At 59.8% G+C, this 15357-nt stretch carries 14 protein-coding genes and 1 pseudogene; 13 read left to right on the forward strand and 2 right to left on the reverse strand.

The genetic code is table 11. From position 1 onward, the window contains the following. Positions 1–7: 7 nt before the first annotated feature. From hyi to AC13RM_RS04170, 7 genes are all read left to right on the forward strand, one after another. Positions 8–823, forward strand: a complete 816-nt coding sequence (gene hyi, locus AC13RM_RS04140; protein WP_488554610.1) for a hydroxypyruvate isomerase — start codon at positions 8–10, stop codon at positions 821–823. A gap of 5 nt (positions 824–828) precedes the next feature. Then, positions 829–1713, forward strand: a complete 885-nt coding sequence (gene glxR, locus AC13RM_RS04145; protein ID WP_440479235.1) for a 2-hydroxy-3-oxopropionate reductase — start codon at positions 829–831, stop codon at positions 1711–1713. Positions 1714–1728: 15 nt separating this feature from the next. Next, positions 1729–2997 (forward strand): glycerate kinase type-2 family protein, encoded by a 1269-nt coding sequence (locus tag AC13RM_RS04150; protein ID WP_440479234.1) that lies wholly within the window; start codon positions 1729–1731, stop codon positions 2995–2997. A 553-nt stretch (positions 2998–3550) separates the two neighbouring features. Further along, positions 3551–4018: a putative pterin-binding protein gene (locus AC13RM_RS04155; RefSeq protein WP_285170877.1), complete on the forward strand. Its 468-nt coding sequence runs from the start codon at positions 3551–3553 to the stop codon at positions 4016–4018. Between the two features lie 11 nt (positions 4019–4029). Beyond that, positions 4030–6432: a putative bifunctional diguanylate cyclase/phosphodiesterase gene (locus AC13RM_RS04160; RefSeq protein WP_488554611.1), complete on the forward strand. Its 2403-nt coding sequence runs from the start codon at positions 4030–4032 to the stop codon at positions 6430–6432. 314 nt (positions 6433–6746) lie between these two features. Beyond that, on the forward strand, positions 6747–6968 hold the full coding sequence (locus AC13RM_RS04165; protein ID WP_488554612.1) for a S26 family signal peptidase: 222 nt from the start codon (positions 6747–6749) through the stop codon (positions 6966–6968). Positions 6969–7169: 201 nt separating this feature from the next. Further along, the gene (locus tag AC13RM_RS04170; protein ID WP_488554613.1) at positions 7170–8798 is read left to right on the forward strand and encodes an MFS transporter; all 1629 of its coding nucleotides are present in this window, start codon (positions 7170–7172) and stop codon (positions 8796–8798) included. A 3-nt stretch (positions 8799–8801) separates the two neighbouring features. Here the strand turns inward: AC13RM_RS04170 and AC13RM_RS04175 are convergent, their stop codons facing one another. After that, positions 8802–9611 (reverse strand): AraC family transcriptional regulator, encoded by an 810-nt coding sequence (locus tag AC13RM_RS04175; protein ID WP_488554614.1) that lies wholly within the window; start codon positions 9609–9611, stop codon positions 8802–8804. A gap of 94 nt (positions 9612–9705) precedes the next feature. Here AC13RM_RS04175 and AC13RM_RS04180 point away from each other — a divergent pair, with 94 nt between their 5' ends. Beyond that, positions 9706–10902 (forward strand): MFS transporter, encoded by a 1197-nt coding sequence (locus AC13RM_RS04180; RefSeq protein WP_488554615.1) that lies wholly within the window; start codon positions 9706–9708, stop codon positions 10900–10902. Positions 10903–10962: 60 nt separating this feature from the next. On the opposite strand, the pseudogene AC13RM_RS04185 reads toward AC13RM_RS04180, so the two are convergent. Continuing rightward, positions 10963–11182, reverse strand: a pseudogene (locus tag AC13RM_RS04185) (DsbA family protein); the annotation flags it as partial. Positions 11183–11492: 310 nt separating this feature from the next. Between AC13RM_RS04185 and AC13RM_RS04190 the strand changes: the two are divergent. From AC13RM_RS04190 to AC13RM_RS04210, 5 genes are all read left to right on the forward strand, one after another. After that, positions 11493–12587, forward strand: a complete 1095-nt coding sequence (locus AC13RM_RS04190) for a hypothetical protein (RefSeq protein WP_488554616.1) — start codon at positions 11493–11495, stop codon at positions 12585–12587. Between the two features lie 202 nt (positions 12588–12789). Beyond that, entirely contained in the window at positions 12790–13059 is a 270-nt protein-coding gene (locus tag AC13RM_RS04195; RefSeq protein WP_113346116.1) for a ribbon-helix-helix protein, CopG family, read from the forward strand. Next, entirely contained in the window at positions 13059–13334 is a 276-nt protein-coding gene (locus AC13RM_RS04200; RefSeq protein WP_167078247.1) for a type II toxin-antitoxin system RelE/ParE family toxin, read from the forward strand. The genes AC13RM_RS04195 and AC13RM_RS04200 overlap by 1 nt, the downstream gene beginning before the upstream one ends. A gap of 160 nt (positions 13335–13494) precedes the next feature. Beyond that, the gene (locus AC13RM_RS04205) at positions 13495–14352 is read left to right on the forward strand and encodes a helix-turn-helix domain-containing protein (protein ID WP_488554617.1); all 858 of its coding nucleotides are present in this window, start codon (positions 13495–13497) and stop codon (positions 14350–14352) included. 99 nt (positions 14353–14451) lie between these two features. Beyond that, a complete protein-coding gene (locus AC13RM_RS04210; RefSeq protein WP_488554618.1) occupies positions 14452–15327 on the forward strand; it encodes an NmrA family NAD(P)-binding protein in 876 nt (291 codons plus the stop codon). Positions 15328–15357 lie beyond the last annotated feature (30 nt).

A 15357-nucleotide genomic window follows, 5' to 3' on the forward strand; every position in this document is an offset into this window, starting at 1 on the left:
AAATAACATGCCGAAGTTTGCGGCCAATCTCACCATGCTTTTCACCGAGGCGCCGTTTCTGGATCGCTTCGCGCTGGCCGCCAAAGCCGGTTTCGAAGGCGTCGAATATCTGTTTCCTTACGATTTTGCCAAGGAAGCCCTGCGCACCGAGCTCGATCGTCACGGCCTGACCCAGGTGCTGCACAATCTGCCCGCCGGCAATTGGGCCGGCGGCGAGCGCGGCATCGCGGTCCTGCCGGATCGCATCGACGAATTCCGCCGCGGCGTTGCCTCGGCGATCGACTATGCGATGACGCTCGGCTGCCGCCAGGTCAACTGCCTCTCAGGCATCGCGCCGGCGGGCGTGCCCGATGAAGTGCTGCGGACCACTTTCGTCGCCAATCTCAAATACGCGGCTGCCGAATTAGGCAAGCACGGAATCCGGCTTCTGATCGAGCCGATCAACAGGTTCGATATTCCGGGATTTTATCTCAACACGCCGGATCAGGCGGCCTCGATCATCGCCGAGGTCGGCAGCGGCAACCTGTTCATTCAGTACGACCTCTATCACCAGCAGCGCACCGAAGGCGAGCTGATCGGCACGTTCAAGAAGCATCAAGCGCAGATTGCCCACGTGCAGCTGGCCGACAATCCCGGCCGAAACGAGCCGGGCACCGGCGAGATCGCCTACCCCTTTGTGTTCGAAACGCTCGATGCGCTCGGCTACGACGGCTGGATCGGCTGTGAATACAAGCCGCGCACCACGACGGCGGCCGGGCTCGGCTGGTTTGCCGCAGCCGGCCGCCACGCCGAAAGCGCCGCCATTCTCAATATCAGGAGCTAACAACCATGGCACATATCGGATTTATCGGCCTCGGCATCATGGGAACCCCCATGGCGCGCCACCTGCAAAATGCCGGCCACATCGTCGTCACATCAAAGTTTTCGATACCACCGCGCCAGGAGCTGCTCGACAACGGCCTGCAATTCGTCGAAACACCGAAGGCGCTGGCCGAAACCGTCGACATCATCATCCTGATGCTGCCGGATACCCCCGAGGTCAAGGATGTACTCTTCGGCGAGAATGGCGTTGCCTATGGCCTCACGAGAGGCAAGCTCGTCATCGACATGAGCTCGATCTCACCGATCGAGACCAAGGAATTCGCCAGGAGAGTTCGCGAGACCGGTGCGGAGTATATCGACGCACCTGTCTCCGGCGGCGAGGTCGGCGCCAAGAACGCCTCGCTCTCCATCATGGCCGGCGGTTCTGACGCCAGCTTCGAGCGAGCGCTGCCGCTCTTTCAGCTGATGGGCAAGAATATCACGCTCGTTGGCGATTGCGGCGACGGCCAGGTCACCAAGGTCGCCAACCAGATCATCGTCGCATTGACGATCGAGGCCGTGTCCGAGGCACTTGTCTTCGCTTCCAAGGCCGGTGCCGATCCGGCGCGCGTGCGCTCGGCCCTGATGGGCGGCTTTGCCTCCTCGCGCATCCTCGAAGTGCATGGCGAACGGATGATCAAGCGCACCTTCGAACCGGGATTCCGCATCTCGCTGCATCAGAAGGATCTGAACCTTGCGCTCCAGGGTGCCAAGGTGCTTGGCGTGTCGCTGCCGAACACAGCGGCAACGCAGGAGCTTTTCAACCAATGCGCCGCCAATGGCGACAGCGGGCTCGATCATTCCGGTCTCGTCAAGGCGCTGGAGCGCATGGCGAACCATCCCGTCGCGTAAGATGTGAGAGACCCGATGTCTGATATCGCCGATCCCCGCGCCTTTCTGAAAAAGCTGTTCTATACGGCGGTCGCTGCCGCCGATCCGGACAAGGCGCTGGCCGCTCATTTGCCGGAAAAGCCGAAGGGTCGGACGGTGGTGATCGGTGCCGGCAAGGGGGCGGCACAGATGGCGCGTGCCTTCGAGCGTCTCTGGCGCGCTCCGCTTTCCGGCGTTGTCGTCACGCGCTACGGCTATACCGCGCCATGTGAGCGCATCGAGGTTCTCGAGGCCGCTCATCCCGTACCGGATGAAAGCGGACTGCTCGCAGCGGCGCGGTTGATGGCGACGGTAAGCGGCCTCACGGAAGACGATCTGGTCGTCGCCCTCATCTGTGGCGGCGGCTCGGCATTGCTGCCGGCGCCGGCCGGCGATCTCACGCTTGCCGATGAGATCGCCGTCAACCGGGCCTTGCTTGCCTCCGGCGCGCCGATCGATGCTATGAATGCCGTGCGCAAACAGATCTCGCGCATCAAGGGAGGGCGGCTGGCGGCCCTGGCCCATCCGGCAAAGGTCGTCTCCCTCGTCGTTTCCGATATTCCCGGCGACAACCCCGCGCTGGTCGCCTCCGGTCCGACCATTGCCGACGAGGCGACCCGCGCCAATGCACTTGCGATCATAGAACATTATGGTCTCGATTTGCCTGACGCGGTGATGCGTCATCTCGAAGATGACAGGGACGAACCGCCCCTACCCTCGGACTCTCGTTTCGCCGGCAACGAGGTGAAGCTCGTTGCTTCGGCGGCCATCGCACTGGATGCCGCTGCCGATGTCGCCCGCAAGGCCGGCGTCGAGACCATCGTGCTGTCCGATGCCATCGAGGGCGAAGCATCGGAGGTCGGTCGCCAGCATGCGGCGATCGTAGCCAAGATCCTGCAGCGGGGTCTGGCGTCGCAAGACCCCATGCTTCTTCTGTCTGGCGGGGAAACTACGGTAACGATCAAGGGCAAGGGCAAAGGCGGCCGCAACAGCGAGTTCCTCCTGTCCTTCGCCTGCGCCATTTCCGGCCAGGAGGGCATTTCAGCGCTCGCCGCCGACACGGACGGCATCGACGGTTCCGAGGACAATGCCGGCGCCTTTGCCGACGGCACCACCGTTTCACGGCTTGCGGATCGAAACAAGAATGCGGCTAAATTCCTTGAACACAACGACAGCTGGTCGGCCTTCGCCGCTCTCGACGACCTCTTTATCAGCGGTCCGACCGGCACGAATGTCAACGACTTCCGCGCCATCCTGCTGCAATAGGATCATCTCCGCCTGCCGATCGAGCGAGTGGGAGAATACGCAGCCGATGGCGTGACGCATTCTGTATTGAGCGGCGCAGTTGGAAAGCGTATGAGTTCATCAAAAAGCTGACTATTTTTCTTGCCGGCAAGGCCAACCGTTGCGGGCAAGCAGGGGATCGAAACTATCATGAATTTGTTGCACTTGCTCACTATCGAGGAGTAGCAAGGAGAAAGCGCTGTTGCGCCAGTCAATTTTTTGATCTGGTCATCGCGTGTCTTCGGTATGATGAATAGGGGGGTGAAATCGCAGTATCCTTACAACTGCCGAAGCTGCCGGGAAAATCCATATCGGCACTCGTCGACTTCATAGCAAAAGTGCAGATCAGCGGCACGCAAGCCGGAGCTTACCGACCTGGAAATAGATCAGTAAGTTCCGATAAATGCTACGCCCAATATTGAGCTGTTAAGTTTGTTTCCATTGCCCTGTGGAACTTAACCGATCTTTAACAGCCAGTTGTGCAGGCTGGAGATAGAACGGGCAAGGCCCATACCCCGAAAGCATCGGACCCTCAATGCGTCTTCTTGCCTCAATTATTTTTGCAGTCCTTGCTGCGTTCGTCGCGCCCGCCCTGGCGCAGGACGTGCCGTCAGTGACGATTACCGGTTCCTCGGGCTCGGTGACGTTCGATCGCAATCAGCTTGAGGCGATGGGCCTCGTGTCGATCAAGACTTCGACGCCCTGGAATGCCGGTGTCGTCAACTTCGAAGGCGTGCCGATGGCGCTGTTGCTTGAAAAGGCCAAGGCCCAAGGTGCGACGGCCACGGTCATTGCCCTCAATGATTATAGCGTCGATATCCCGACCAGCGATTTCACCAAGTTCGGCACGATCCTCGCCGTCAAGCGCAATGGGGCATACATGCCTATCGACGATCAGGGCCCGTTCTTTGTGATGTATCCATTCGACAGCAACCCCATCCTGCAGGGACAGCCCTATCACGGTCGTGCTGTCTGGCAGGTCAAGGCAATCTCCGTGAAATAGCCCCGGACCGCATGCGCTACCTCCGCACAGCGCTGATCATTGTGATCCTGGGTTTCATCACCTCGGCGATCTATATTTCCGCCTTGGTCTTCCAGCGCCAGACCGCACTACAAGATGTCGGCTTGGGCAATATCACCTGGACGATAGCCCAAGCTCCGAGTGAGTTCACCAGGCTCGAACAGCGCGTCAGTGCCATCGGCATGAACGATGGCCAGGTCGATGCCCACGAAGTCAGGCTGCGCTTCGATATCGTCGTCAATCGCCTCAAGACCCTTCGGTCGAACGGGGTCGAGAAGTTCGTACAATCCAACCCGCATATCGGCGAGACCCTCGACGACCTCGAAGAGGCGCTCAACCAGACCCGGCCACTGCTTAGCCAGCTTTCAGTGCCCGGTACGCCGGCGCGGATCCTGGCGATCCTGGAGCCGATCTATCCGAAGCTGGCGCGGCTCTCCAGCGACAGCAACATGTGGTACTCGGCGCGCATTGCCGAAGATCGGCGCGGTCTCCTCGGGCTGCAATTGGCCCTGACCTGGGTCACCGTCGGCATGCTCATCGGCGGTTGCCTGCTGATTCTGCTGCTGCTCATTCACAATGGCCTTCTGGGCCGGGCGCAGAAGATCCTGCAGGCCAAGGAGCAAACCCTGGCGATCCAGAATGCCCGGTTCGATGCGGCAATGGAGGCCATGTCGCTCGGTCTCTGCCTGCTCGACGACCAATATCGCGTCATCGTTCATAATCCCCGTTTCCTGGCGCTGTTCGGTCTGGACGAAGTCCGGGCTCGGATAGGCACTCCCTTGGCTGATCTCATCGCGCCCGAATTGCTGCCTCCTGGATTGTCAACCACCGGGCCGCGCGGCATTGTCGGCGATAAGGCTCGTGTCCGGAACGACATCGCCGTGCTCAGCGACCATATCCATCATCTCGCGAACGGCATGGTGCTGGCCGTATCACACGAGCCTACGGGTGAAGGCGGCTGGGTTTGCACTTTCGAGGATGTCAGCGAGCGTCATCGCGCGCAGGATCGTGTGGTGCATATGGCTCATCACGACGCGCTGACCGACATGCCCAATCGATTGCTATTCTGGGAAAGCGTCGGTCACGCATTGCGCGGATTGGCGGCCGGCGGCCAATTATTCACCATACTCTATCTCGATCTCGATCGCTTCAAGGAAGTCAACGACACGCTGGGCCACCCTGTCGGCGACGTGTTGCTGCGCAAGGTCGCCAGGCGGCTACGCAACACCGCATCACAACATGACATCGTGGCGCGATTGGGCGGCGATGAATTTGCCGTGCTGCACCGGTGTCTGGATTCCACACTCGACAGTGCCCGCGATCTGTCGGAGCGCCTCATTGCCAGCATCAGCCGGCCTTACCGCATCGATGGCAATGAGATCGTTGTCAGCACCTGCATCGGCATCGCAGTCGCACCGCGCGCTGGCGGTGATACCGGCCAGCTGATGAAGAATGCCGACTTGGCACTATACCAGGCCAAGGCCGACGGTAAGGGAGTCTACCGCATCTTCTCCCCGCAGATGGAAGAAGATCTCCAGAACCGGCGCATTCTGGAGGCGGATATGCGTCACGGCATCAAGCTTGGGCAATTCGAGGTTCACTATCAACCGCAGATTTCGCACAAGACCCGCAAGATCGTTGCCAGCGAGGCACTGGTGCGCTGGCGCCATCCAGAGCGCGGGCTGATCCCGCCAGCCGAATTCATCCCGCTGGCAGAGGAAACCGGCTTCATCGACACGCTCGGCAAATGGGTGCTGCAACAGGCATGCGAAGATGCCCTTAACTGGCCCGAGGACGTGCGCGTCTCAGTCAACCTCTCTCCGGTTCAGTTCCGTCAGGCGGATCTGGTCGATATGGTCAAGAACGTGCTGGAATTTACCGAATTCGATGCGCGGCGGCTGGAACTGGAAATCACCGAGTCGGTACTCTTGCGGGACAATGCCGCGAACATCGAGGTCCTGAACCGGTTGCGTTCGCTTGGCTTGACCGTCGCGCTTGACGATTTCGGCACCGGCTATTCTTCGCTGAACTATCTGCAGCGCTTCCCCTTCGATAAGTTGAAAATCGATCGCAGTTTCGTGCGCGACCTGGAAAACCGGCCCGACAGCTTTGCCATCGTCCAGTCCATCGCTACGCTCGGTCGCAATCTCCAGATGCTGACCACGGCGGAAGGCGTCGAGACGCAGACCCAGCTCGACATGGTCATCAAGGCCGGTTGCTCGGAGAGTCAGGGCTATTACTTCAGCCCGCCTGTCCCGGAAGCCGAATTCCGCGCCATGATCGGCCGGAAGAACAGCGATACCAGCGGAGCCTCAAACGGTCGAAGCCCCAAGCCTGGCAGGGACAAAAGTTCGGAGAAGGCTGCGGATGCTGATTCTGCGGACGGGCAATATTAGCCCATCCCCGACTGCGCGGCATTGACCTGATGGGTGAGTGACACGTCCTAACGGAAAGCGACCTGCCGTTCAAAGCTGATGCCAATACTGAAGGGTGCGTCCGACGACAAAGGATGGGGGCAGTCGTCGGACGCTGCACTGTCCGGCCCGAGGGTGGCATTCAGACCGGTAATTAGAATATTAGCATCTACCGTAGATTTAGGTGAGCTACCCAATTGGATTGGAAGGCGGGTAGCAGCAATTCCTTTGTGTTGATCGTGCAGCATCGATCGATTGCAAGTTTGGCAGGGCCGGCGGCACCGACGGATCGCACGATGACGGATCAAGCCGTCGCCGGCCAGGACGAAGCAGGTCCATTCGAAGTACGCGTTGGTCATTATTTCGTGCTGGGCGACAACAGGCACAATTCTGTCGACAGCCGTTTTCCAGATCAGTTCGGCGAAAACGGATTTATTTCTGCCAAGGATGTTTCCGGGAAGGCCACGATCATCTTCGTTTCTCCCGACCCCGATCGAATTGGCGCGTTGCTCGAGTGAAAATCGTGCTTTGCAGCTTTTGCAGTCCGAGGTTTCCCTCATGCAACTGCTGAATTCCGCCTTTATTGGCGAGAATATTATTCCAAAATCGTTTCGAAAGTTAGCAAATCACTATAGGCTCGATTTCGACTCGGCTGCGCACACGCTTTGAGCGAGCTCGCTGCATCGCCGATCGAGATAATCCTGCGAAGAAAAGCCGACATGCCCAATAGACCCTCTCCGCTCGTCGCGTTCCAGTCGAAGACTTTCCGCTCTCTCTGGTCGGCAACGCTCATTTCCAATCTCGGCGGATTGGTCGAAGGCGTCGGTGCCGCGTGGCTGATGACCAGCCTTGCGACATCACATGGCATGGTGGCGCTCGTTCAGTCCTCCACCACCCTGCCCGTCATGATCTTCTCGCTTGCGGCCGGAGCGCTGGCTGACAATTACGACCGCAGGCGGATCATGCTGATTGCGCAGACGCTGATGCTCTCAGTCTCGGCGACGCTGGCGATCCTGTCCTACAGCAATGCGCTGACCCCATGGCTCTTGCTCTGCTTCACCTTCCTGATCGGCTGCGGCGGCGCGCTTCACAATCCGTCGTGGCAGGCGTCGATGGGCGATGTCGTGCCACGCGAGCACCTGCCGGGTGCGGTCGCGCTGAACAGTATGAGCTACAACCTGATGCGCAGCATCGGGCCTGCCATTGGCGGCGTCATCGTCGCGGCGGCCGGCGCCGCCTTTGCGTTCCTCTTCAATGTCTTCTGTTACTTCGCCCTCATCATCACCCTATGGCGCTGGAAGACCGCGCCCGCCCGCAATACGCTGCCGCGCGAGCCGTTCGGCAGTGCCATGTCGGCAGGCTTTCGCTATGTGCTGATGTCGCCGAACCTTCTCAAGGTCATGTGCCGCAGCTTCGTCTTCGGCTTGACGGCGATCGTTATCCTGGCGCTCCTGCCTCTCGTTGCGCGCGATCATGTCCACGGCACGGCGATCACTTACGGCATCATGCTCGGCTTCTTCGGCTTCGGCGCCATCTGCGGCGCGATGCTGATCGGCCGCATCCGCGATATCCTGAGCAATGAATGGGTGATCCGCGGTGCCTTCTTCACATTGGCGGTGAGCTGCTTGTTGCTTGCGCTAAGCAACCAGGTATGGCTGAGCTGTCTTATTCTTATGCCGGCCGGCGTCGCCTGGGTGCAGGCCTTCTCGCTCTTCAATGTCACGGTTCAGCTTTCCACGCCGCGCTGGGTCGTCGGCCGCGCTCTGTCGCTCTATCAGACCGCCACCTTTGGCGGCATGGCGGTCGGAAGCTGGCTCTGGGGCGAACTGGCGGACGCTCACGGCGTCACGGGCGCGCTTTTCATCGCAAGCGTCGGCCTGGCAATAGGCGGCCTGCTTGGACTGCTGCTGCGCCAGCCGGATTTCGAATCCCTCAATCTCGATCCGACGAACACCTTCAGCGAGCCACAACTGCAGCTCGACCTGCGTTCCAGAAGCGGCCCCATCCTGGTTATGGTGGACTACGACATCGATCAGGAGGATGTGGCGGAATTTCTAGCCGTCATGGCCCAGCGTCGCCGGATGAGAATCCGCGACGGGGCAAAGCAATGGTCGCTGTTACGCGATCTGGAAAGGCCGAACACCTGGACGGAAAGCTACCATCTGCCGACCTGGATCGATTATGTTCGCCACAGCCAGCGCCAGACGCATGCCGATGTCGAAGTCGCCGAACGCCTGGACAGATTGCATCGCGGCGACCGCCCGCCCGTCATCCACCACATGATCGAACGGCAGACGGTGCCCAGGCACGACGACATGCCATTGAAGCCCTATCTCGACGCGACATGACGTTCATGGCTGGGCGCTTGCAACGGCGGAATCGCTTCCCGCGTGCTGGCGCGCCATTTCGCGTGGCGAATAACCGAAGGCGCGCTTGAACATGGTCGTAAAGGCGGCCGGGTTCTTGTAGCCAAGGTCGATCGCGATCGTCGTCACCGGCACGCCGGCAACAAGCCGCGGAAGCGCGGCATGCAGGCAGGCCTGCTCGCGCCATTTGACGAAACTCAGCCCCGTCTCCAGGCGAAACATGCGGGTAAATGCGCGACGGCTCATGCGCATGTGGCTGGCCCACAGATCGATCGTGTCATGCGTTGCCGGCTGCCTGAGGAAATCCTGGCACTTCTGAGCCAGCGTCCTGTTGCGCGGGATCGGCAGGGACAATGGCAGCGGCCTCAACCTTGCCAGTTCGTGCAGAAGCAATGCCATCAAGGCGCCGGCCCGATCATTGACGTCGTAATCGACCGGAATGTCGACGGCTTCGGCGATGAGCGTGCGCAGCAGGGGCGAGATTTCGACCACCTGACAGTGATCCGGCATTGTCTTGATCGCTTCCGGCTCAATGTAGAGACTGCGCATGCTGACCTTGCCGAGCATGCGCACGCTATGGATCACGCCCGGAGGGATCCACATCCCACGCTCCGGCGGCATGACGAGCGTGCCGTCAGGCGTGGTCACGACCACTACGCCGGAGAAACCGTAGAGCAGTTGGGCACGGCGATGCTGATGCGGTTCGACGCGGTGGCCGTCGCCATATTCATTGCCGAGGGCAATGAGGGGACGGTCGACGTCGATGAACGGATCTATGCGGCTGTTCCTGACCATTCTGGCCCAGTCTCGTAAGAACTACGCCCTGTCGCGGTAGCGGGCAATTTTGTTTTCTAATACCAGCGCTGCAGAACATTGAAAAGTGACGGTCATGAGCCAGGTGATGAATCCGCCCCGGGCGGCTACGACGATATATCCGGTCATTATGGTGGCGAGCCTCGGCCATTTCATCAACGACGTCACTCAGGCATTGCTGCCGGCAAGCTATCCGGTGCTCAAGACCGGCTTTGACTTGAGCTTCGCCCAGCTCGGCGTGCTGACATTCGTCTACCAGATCACGGCCTCGATCCTGCAACCCTTCGTCGGCTGGTACACGGACGGACGGCCACAGCCCTATTCATTGCCGTTCGGCATGGTCTGCAGCTGCGCCGGCATGATCACGCTCGGCATGGCGCCCAATTATCCGACGCTACTGATGGGCGCGATACTGCTCGGCTTCGGCTCCTCGATCTTCCATCCGGAAGCATCCCGCATCGCCCGCCTGGCATCAGGCGGAAAGCACGGCTTCGCCCAGTCCCTGTTCCAGGTCGGCGGCAATTTCGGCACCTCGCTCGGCCCGCTGCTCGCAGCCTTCTTCATCCTTCCGCATGGCCAGCATGGAATGGCGGCGCTTGCGAGCCTGGCTTTTGCCGGCATTCTTATTCTCGGTGGCCTCGGCCGCTGGTATCAGCTGAATGGCAGCCACCTGCGCGCGCCGGCAAAATCCGGCAAGCCCCATAAGGCGCGGAGCCTATCGCGCGCCCGCGTCGGTCTTGCCATTGCCGTCCTGATCGCGCTGATCTTCTCGAAGTATTTCTATCTGGCAAGCTTCACCAGCTACTACAATTTCTATCTCATGGCCCGGTTCGGCGTGACGGAACGAACGGCTCAGCTCTGCCAGTTCGTGTTCTTCGCCGCCGTCGCCGTCGGCACGATGGTCGGCGGCCCCGTGGGCGACCGCATCGGCCGAAAGAAAGTTATCTGGGCCTCCATCCTTGGCATCCTGCCCTTCACTGTCGTCTTGCCTCACGCCAATCTCGAAACGACGATCATCCTCAGTGCAATCATCGGCACGGTCATCGCTTCCGCCTTCTCAGCGATCGTCGTCTACGCGCAGGAATTGCTGCCCGGCCGCGTCGGCATGGTGTCCGGCCTGTTCTTTGGCTTCGCCTTCGGCATGGGCGGCATCGGAGCCGCAGCGCTCGGCGTCCTTGCCGACCATACAAGCATCGAATTCGTCTTCGAGCTTTGCGCCTTCCTGCCGCTGATCGGACTTTTGACGATCCTGCTGCCGAACGTAGAGGATTAAGGGCAACCCAAAAGGGGCAGGGCGCCGAGGTGGGGACATCGGCGCCTTGCTCTCTACCTTTCACGAGGCGGAGATTTTCTTCATCCAGGCTTCAACATCATCGCCGCTGCTCATGCCGGCCTGCACCCGCCCGTCGATCATGAAGGTCGGGGAAACGTGAATACCGTTCTGCCGGGCATATTTGCAGCGCCACTTGATCTCGCGATCGAGATTCGGGATGGCAAAAGCCTCCTTCAATGCGATAGCGCTGCAGCCGCTCGATCAGTTCATTCGGCGTCACAACGACATGCCCGAGATCAAAAATCTCAAGCGCGAGAAGCAAATCTGAAAGATCGCGACGCGCTTTAAACGGGCTCGTCTGCACCGGTCAAAGTTGCGGTACAAAAAGGTCACACCCATGCGGGTTTGCTGTGGGCATCACCATGAAATCGTCGAATGGCCTACAACCGGGTATTGAGCTGACGGGTAGAGTGTCTATTTCCTCGCGCTGCAGCTGTGGGCGCCAAATACCCCTAGGATTTTGCGAAGCATATGCTTCGCTCCTCGCCTTGCGGCTGTCTACGCAACCATTCGGAGTTTCAGGGCAGACAATGACATTTCCGACGATCAAACTTCCCGAAAGAGCCCTGCAGCTTGCTCAGAGCCTTATTACAATGCCGAAGGCCGTCTATTTCTCGCTGCCGATCCTGATCGGCCTGACCGTTTTCATGGCTATTTCCGAAGCGCCGGGCATATTGAGGGATTGGACGATCAGCCAAAATCCCGTCAAGCTCGTCAACGGCGATATCCGCGATGGAAAATGCTCGACCCGGAAGGGCTTCTTCACAACCTGCGAGGCGCGCCTCAACTACGCCTACGATGGCCAGACCTATGACAAGGATGTCGAGATCATGTTCGTCGACATCCACGCCGGTGACTATGACACGGACCTCGTCATCTCCGGCGACCATCCGGACTTGGCGACCCTCAGCCTCGGGTTGGATATGCTCTGGAACCGGATCATAACGCTTGGCGTCTTCGTTGCCCTTCTTGGCGGCGCCTGCATCGCGATGATTTTCCAGATCCTGCGTGTCTGGCGTGTCCGCGGGCAACTGCACAGGGCTGCACAGCTTGAGCCGGTCCCGGTGGAAATCACAGCCTTCCAGCGCCGAGGCAAGCGGCTGACGGTGACCTATACCGACAAGATCGCCGGCAGAAAAACCGGACGAGCGGCCCATACGAACTTCCAGCCAGGACAGGAACCTCTGGTCGTCGGTGCAAAGGACGGCAAAGCCGTGGCGCTCGCCGTCTGGCACGGAAATACGGCTCTCCCGGTGCTTTTGGATAGCCGACTGGAGCGGATCGACATGACGGCGGAAGAACGCGCAAGCATTCTCGCGCCGCTGACGGCAGAACTTGGCGGCCAGTCGCCGGAACTCGTTGCTCAAGGGAAGAAAGGGCCGTCCATCATGACGCGGCTCGCCAGGGTTTTCCTGGTCATACTTCTCTTCATCGCCGGGATTTTCGGCTACTGGGTCTGGTATGTGACCAGCGCCGGCTCGCAGTTCACGTCGCCCGCCATGGACCTCAACAATATGATGCCGGCGCCTCTCAACCGCTGGGGCTGCGATCAGTTGAAGAAGCGCTTCGGTGATCAACGTGCGCCCTTCGGCTGCACTGCCTCGGACTATACGAGCTGGAAGTGACGTTCGACTGGCAGTGTTGGACGCGGGTTCATAAGTAGGCCGCGTCCTTTGCCCGTTCATTCCAAGATCTGGAGATGGCGGGGGCTCGCGATGAAGGAAGCCCGGTCACCGCTATATGCGGTGTCCCTTGCGTGCCGTTGATCGATTCAAAATTAATCACTATGATTAGAAATAAATCGAACCTCTCGGAAAGGATGATCGTGTGGCAAACTCGGCGACCAAAGTCTTGACTGCACATGTACCGCTTTCGCTGGCCGAAAAACTCGACTTGATGGCCGAGAGGCTCGAGCGTTCCCGCGGCTGGATCATGAAGCAGGCTCTGACCGCGTGGCTCGACCAGGAGGAAGAGCGCGAGCGGCTGACCCGCGAAGCTCTCTCCGACGTCGACGATGGCAATGTGATCGACCATCAGGCCGTGCAGGCATGGGTCGATAGTTTAAGCACTGACGATCCATTGCCGGCCCCCCGCTGATGGAAGCAAAATGGACCAGCAAGGCGCTATCCGACCTCACTCGCCTGCATGAATTTCTGGCCGCGGTTAACAAGCCGGCGGCTGTTCGCGCAGTGCCGTCTCTGACCAAGGCGCCGACCATTCTGCTGACCAATCCGCGAATTGGAGAAAGGCTGTTCGAATTCGAGCCACGCGAGGTCCGGCGGCTTCTCATCGGCCACTACGAGATACGCTACGAAATTCAACAGTCGGCGATCTACATCTTGAGGCTATGGCACACCAGGGAAGATCGGTAGCTGGCCTTCCCGTCAACCTCGACGACTTTGAGTAGACGCCGATCCGCCTGCATAGGCACCGATCCGAAGATTGGCTCGACCGGAGACGCCGGTCTCCCTATAATCCTCTGATCGAGGTCGCCTCCAATCCGGGCGATAGATTTGGCAGAAGCGCGCAATCATGGACCAGTTCAACAGTGCCGCCACGACGCTTCTCTCCAGCAAAGATCGTGGCTGGAAAGGCTTGGAGGCGAACCTCCTTCGTATTCAAGCTGGCCGCACCCATGTGCCTGGATCGCAGACGCATCGGCTCGGTATTCATTTCGGACGGGCCGTGAATGCTTTTTGTGAGTGCGACGGCCGTCAGCACCGGCGTCATCAGGCGCATGGCGATATCGACATCGTTCCTGCCGGGTTGGATGGCTGGTGGGAGGATGACGGGGACTGCACCATTCTGCGCCTGAATATCCAGCACGAACTCCTTCGATCGGCCGCGGAAGCACTTGGCAGAAATCCGGATGCCGTTTCTCTGGCGCCGAAATTCCAGCTTCGGGATCCCCGGCTCGAATCGATCGCCTGGGCGATCAAGGCCGAAATCGAGTCGCGCATTCCGTCGGACAGGACATATGCCGAAGCGTTGGGATTGGCGCTGGCGATCCGTCTTGTAGAAGGCAGCGAACAGACTTCGGTCGGGACAGCCGCGACAGGCGCCACTTTGACAAACCGCCATCAGCGGTGCCTGGTGGATTTTATCGAAGCCCATATCGATCAGTCGCTGTCTCTTACCGATCTCGCCGCGACGGTCGGTCTCAGCGTATCGCATTTGAAGCCACTCTTTCGCGCCACTTTCGGCATGCCGGTTCATCACTATGTGCTGACGCGCCGGGTCGAGCGCGCCAGATTGCTCATTCTCTCCACCGACATGCCGCTCGCCGAAATCGCTTTGGCGACAGGGTTTGCCCATCAGAGCCACATGACGCACTGGATGCGGCGCATCCTCGGCGTCACCCCCGGCATGCTGAGCCGGATGCATGCATGACTTCGATTGTCGTCCAAACCTGCAAGTGACCGTCCGAACCCGCGCGACCCGATGGGCACTCGTGACTAGGCTGCTCCAAGATCGACAGGAGAAGATGCAATGTACGCAATTCTGGGCGCCACCGGCAAAGTTGGCCGCACGACTATCGCCGCGCTACGCAAGGCCGGCATTCCGGTTCGCGCAATTCTGCGCGACCGTTCCAAAGCACAGGCTTTTTCGGATCTCGACTGCGAGATCGCCGTTGCCGATGTGCATGACCATCGGGCGCTGACGGCCGCATTCGAAGGGGCAAGCGCCATCCAGATAATCTGCCCGGTCGATGTTCGCGCCCCGCAGGCAAATTCCAGCATAAGACGACTGGTCGATTGCCTTGGCGAGGCCCTGGCAGCTGCCAAACCGCAAACCATTCTCGCCATTTCCGACTATGGCGCACAGCATAGCTCCGGCACCGGCGTCACCTTGATCTTCCACGCCCTCGAAGCGCGGCTGCGTCAGCTGGAGGCCAGAAAACTTATCCTGCTGCGGTCGGCCGAACACATGGAAAACTGGGCGCGTCTGGCAAAGGTAGCGGCAGAGAACGGCCGATTGCCGAGCTTCTACCATCCGCTGAACAAGCTTCTTCCGACCATTTCCGCCTATGACGTGGGCTCGATTGCTGCCGAACTGCTTCTGGAAAAGCAGGACACCGCCGTAAGGATTATTCATGCCGAAGGCCCTCGGCGCTATACGCCGAACGACGTCGCGACAGCCATTGGTTTGCTGACCGGTCGCGATGTCGTTGCCCAGCCGCTTCCCGAGACAGAGTGGCAGGCCGCGCTCATGCGGGCGGGCCTATCCGAAGACTACGCGCAACTTCTCGTCGAGCTTTACACTGCTCATAATGCCGGCCGAATAGACGCTGAAAAAGATGTCGGCGAAATCCGTCGTGGTACAATCGAATTGATGGAGGTGTTGCGCCGAATTCTCAACGCATGAGGATGCCGCCACGCCTGGAACTGGCCGTTG

This window comes from Martinezella sp. CNPSo 3732, from assembly GCF_057784515.1.

What these genes read in the sequence shown, in the direction of transcription:
- hyi (WP_488554610.1), top strand. Translation starts at nt 8, where the DNA reads ATGCCGAAGTTTGCGGCCAATCTCACCATGCTTTTCACCGAGGCGCCG.
- glxR (WP_440479235.1), top strand. Translation starts at nt 829, where the DNA reads ATGGCACATATCGGATTTATCGGCCTCGGCATCATGGGAACCCCCATG.
- AC13RM_RS04150 (WP_440479234.1), top strand. Translation starts at nt 1,729, where the DNA reads ATGTCTGATATCGCCGATCCCCGCGCCTTTCTGAAAAAGCTGTTCTAT.
- AC13RM_RS04155 (WP_285170877.1), top strand. Translation starts at nt 3,551, where the DNA reads ATGCGTCTTCTTGCCTCAATTATTTTTGCAGTCCTTGCTGCGTTCGTC.
- AC13RM_RS04160 (WP_488554611.1), top strand. Translation starts at nt 4,030, where the DNA reads ATGCGCTACCTCCGCACAGCGCTGATCATTGTGATCCTGGGTTTCATC.
- AC13RM_RS04165 (WP_488554612.1), top strand. Translation starts at nt 6,747, where the DNA reads ATGACGGATCAAGCCGTCGCCGGCCAGGACGAAGCAGGTCCATTCGAA.
- AC13RM_RS04170 (WP_488554613.1), top strand. Translation starts at nt 7,170, where the DNA reads ATGCCCAATAGACCCTCTCCGCTCGTCGCGTTCCAGTCGAAGACTTTC.
- AC13RM_RS04175 (WP_488554614.1), bottom strand. Translation starts at nt 9,611, where the DNA reads ATGGTCAGGAACAGCCGCATAGATCCGTTCATCGACGTCGACCGTCCC.
- AC13RM_RS04180 (WP_488554615.1), top strand. Translation starts at nt 9,706, where the DNA reads ATGAGCCAGGTGATGAATCCGCCCCGGGCGGCTACGACGATATATCCG.
- AC13RM_RS04190 (WP_488554616.1), top strand. Translation starts at nt 11,493, where the DNA reads ATGACATTTCCGACGATCAAACTTCCCGAAAGAGCCCTGCAGCTTGCT.
- AC13RM_RS04200 (WP_167078247.1), top strand. Translation starts at nt 13,059, where the DNA reads ATGGAAGCAAAATGGACCAGCAAGGCGCTATCCGACCTCACTCGCCTG.
- AC13RM_RS04205 (WP_488554617.1), top strand. Translation starts at nt 13,495, where the DNA reads ATGGACCAGTTCAACAGTGCCGCCACGACGCTTCTCTCCAGCAAAGAT.
- AC13RM_RS04210 (WP_488554618.1), top strand. Translation starts at nt 14,452, where the DNA reads ATGTACGCAATTCTGGGCGCCACCGGCAAAGTTGGCCGCACGACTATC.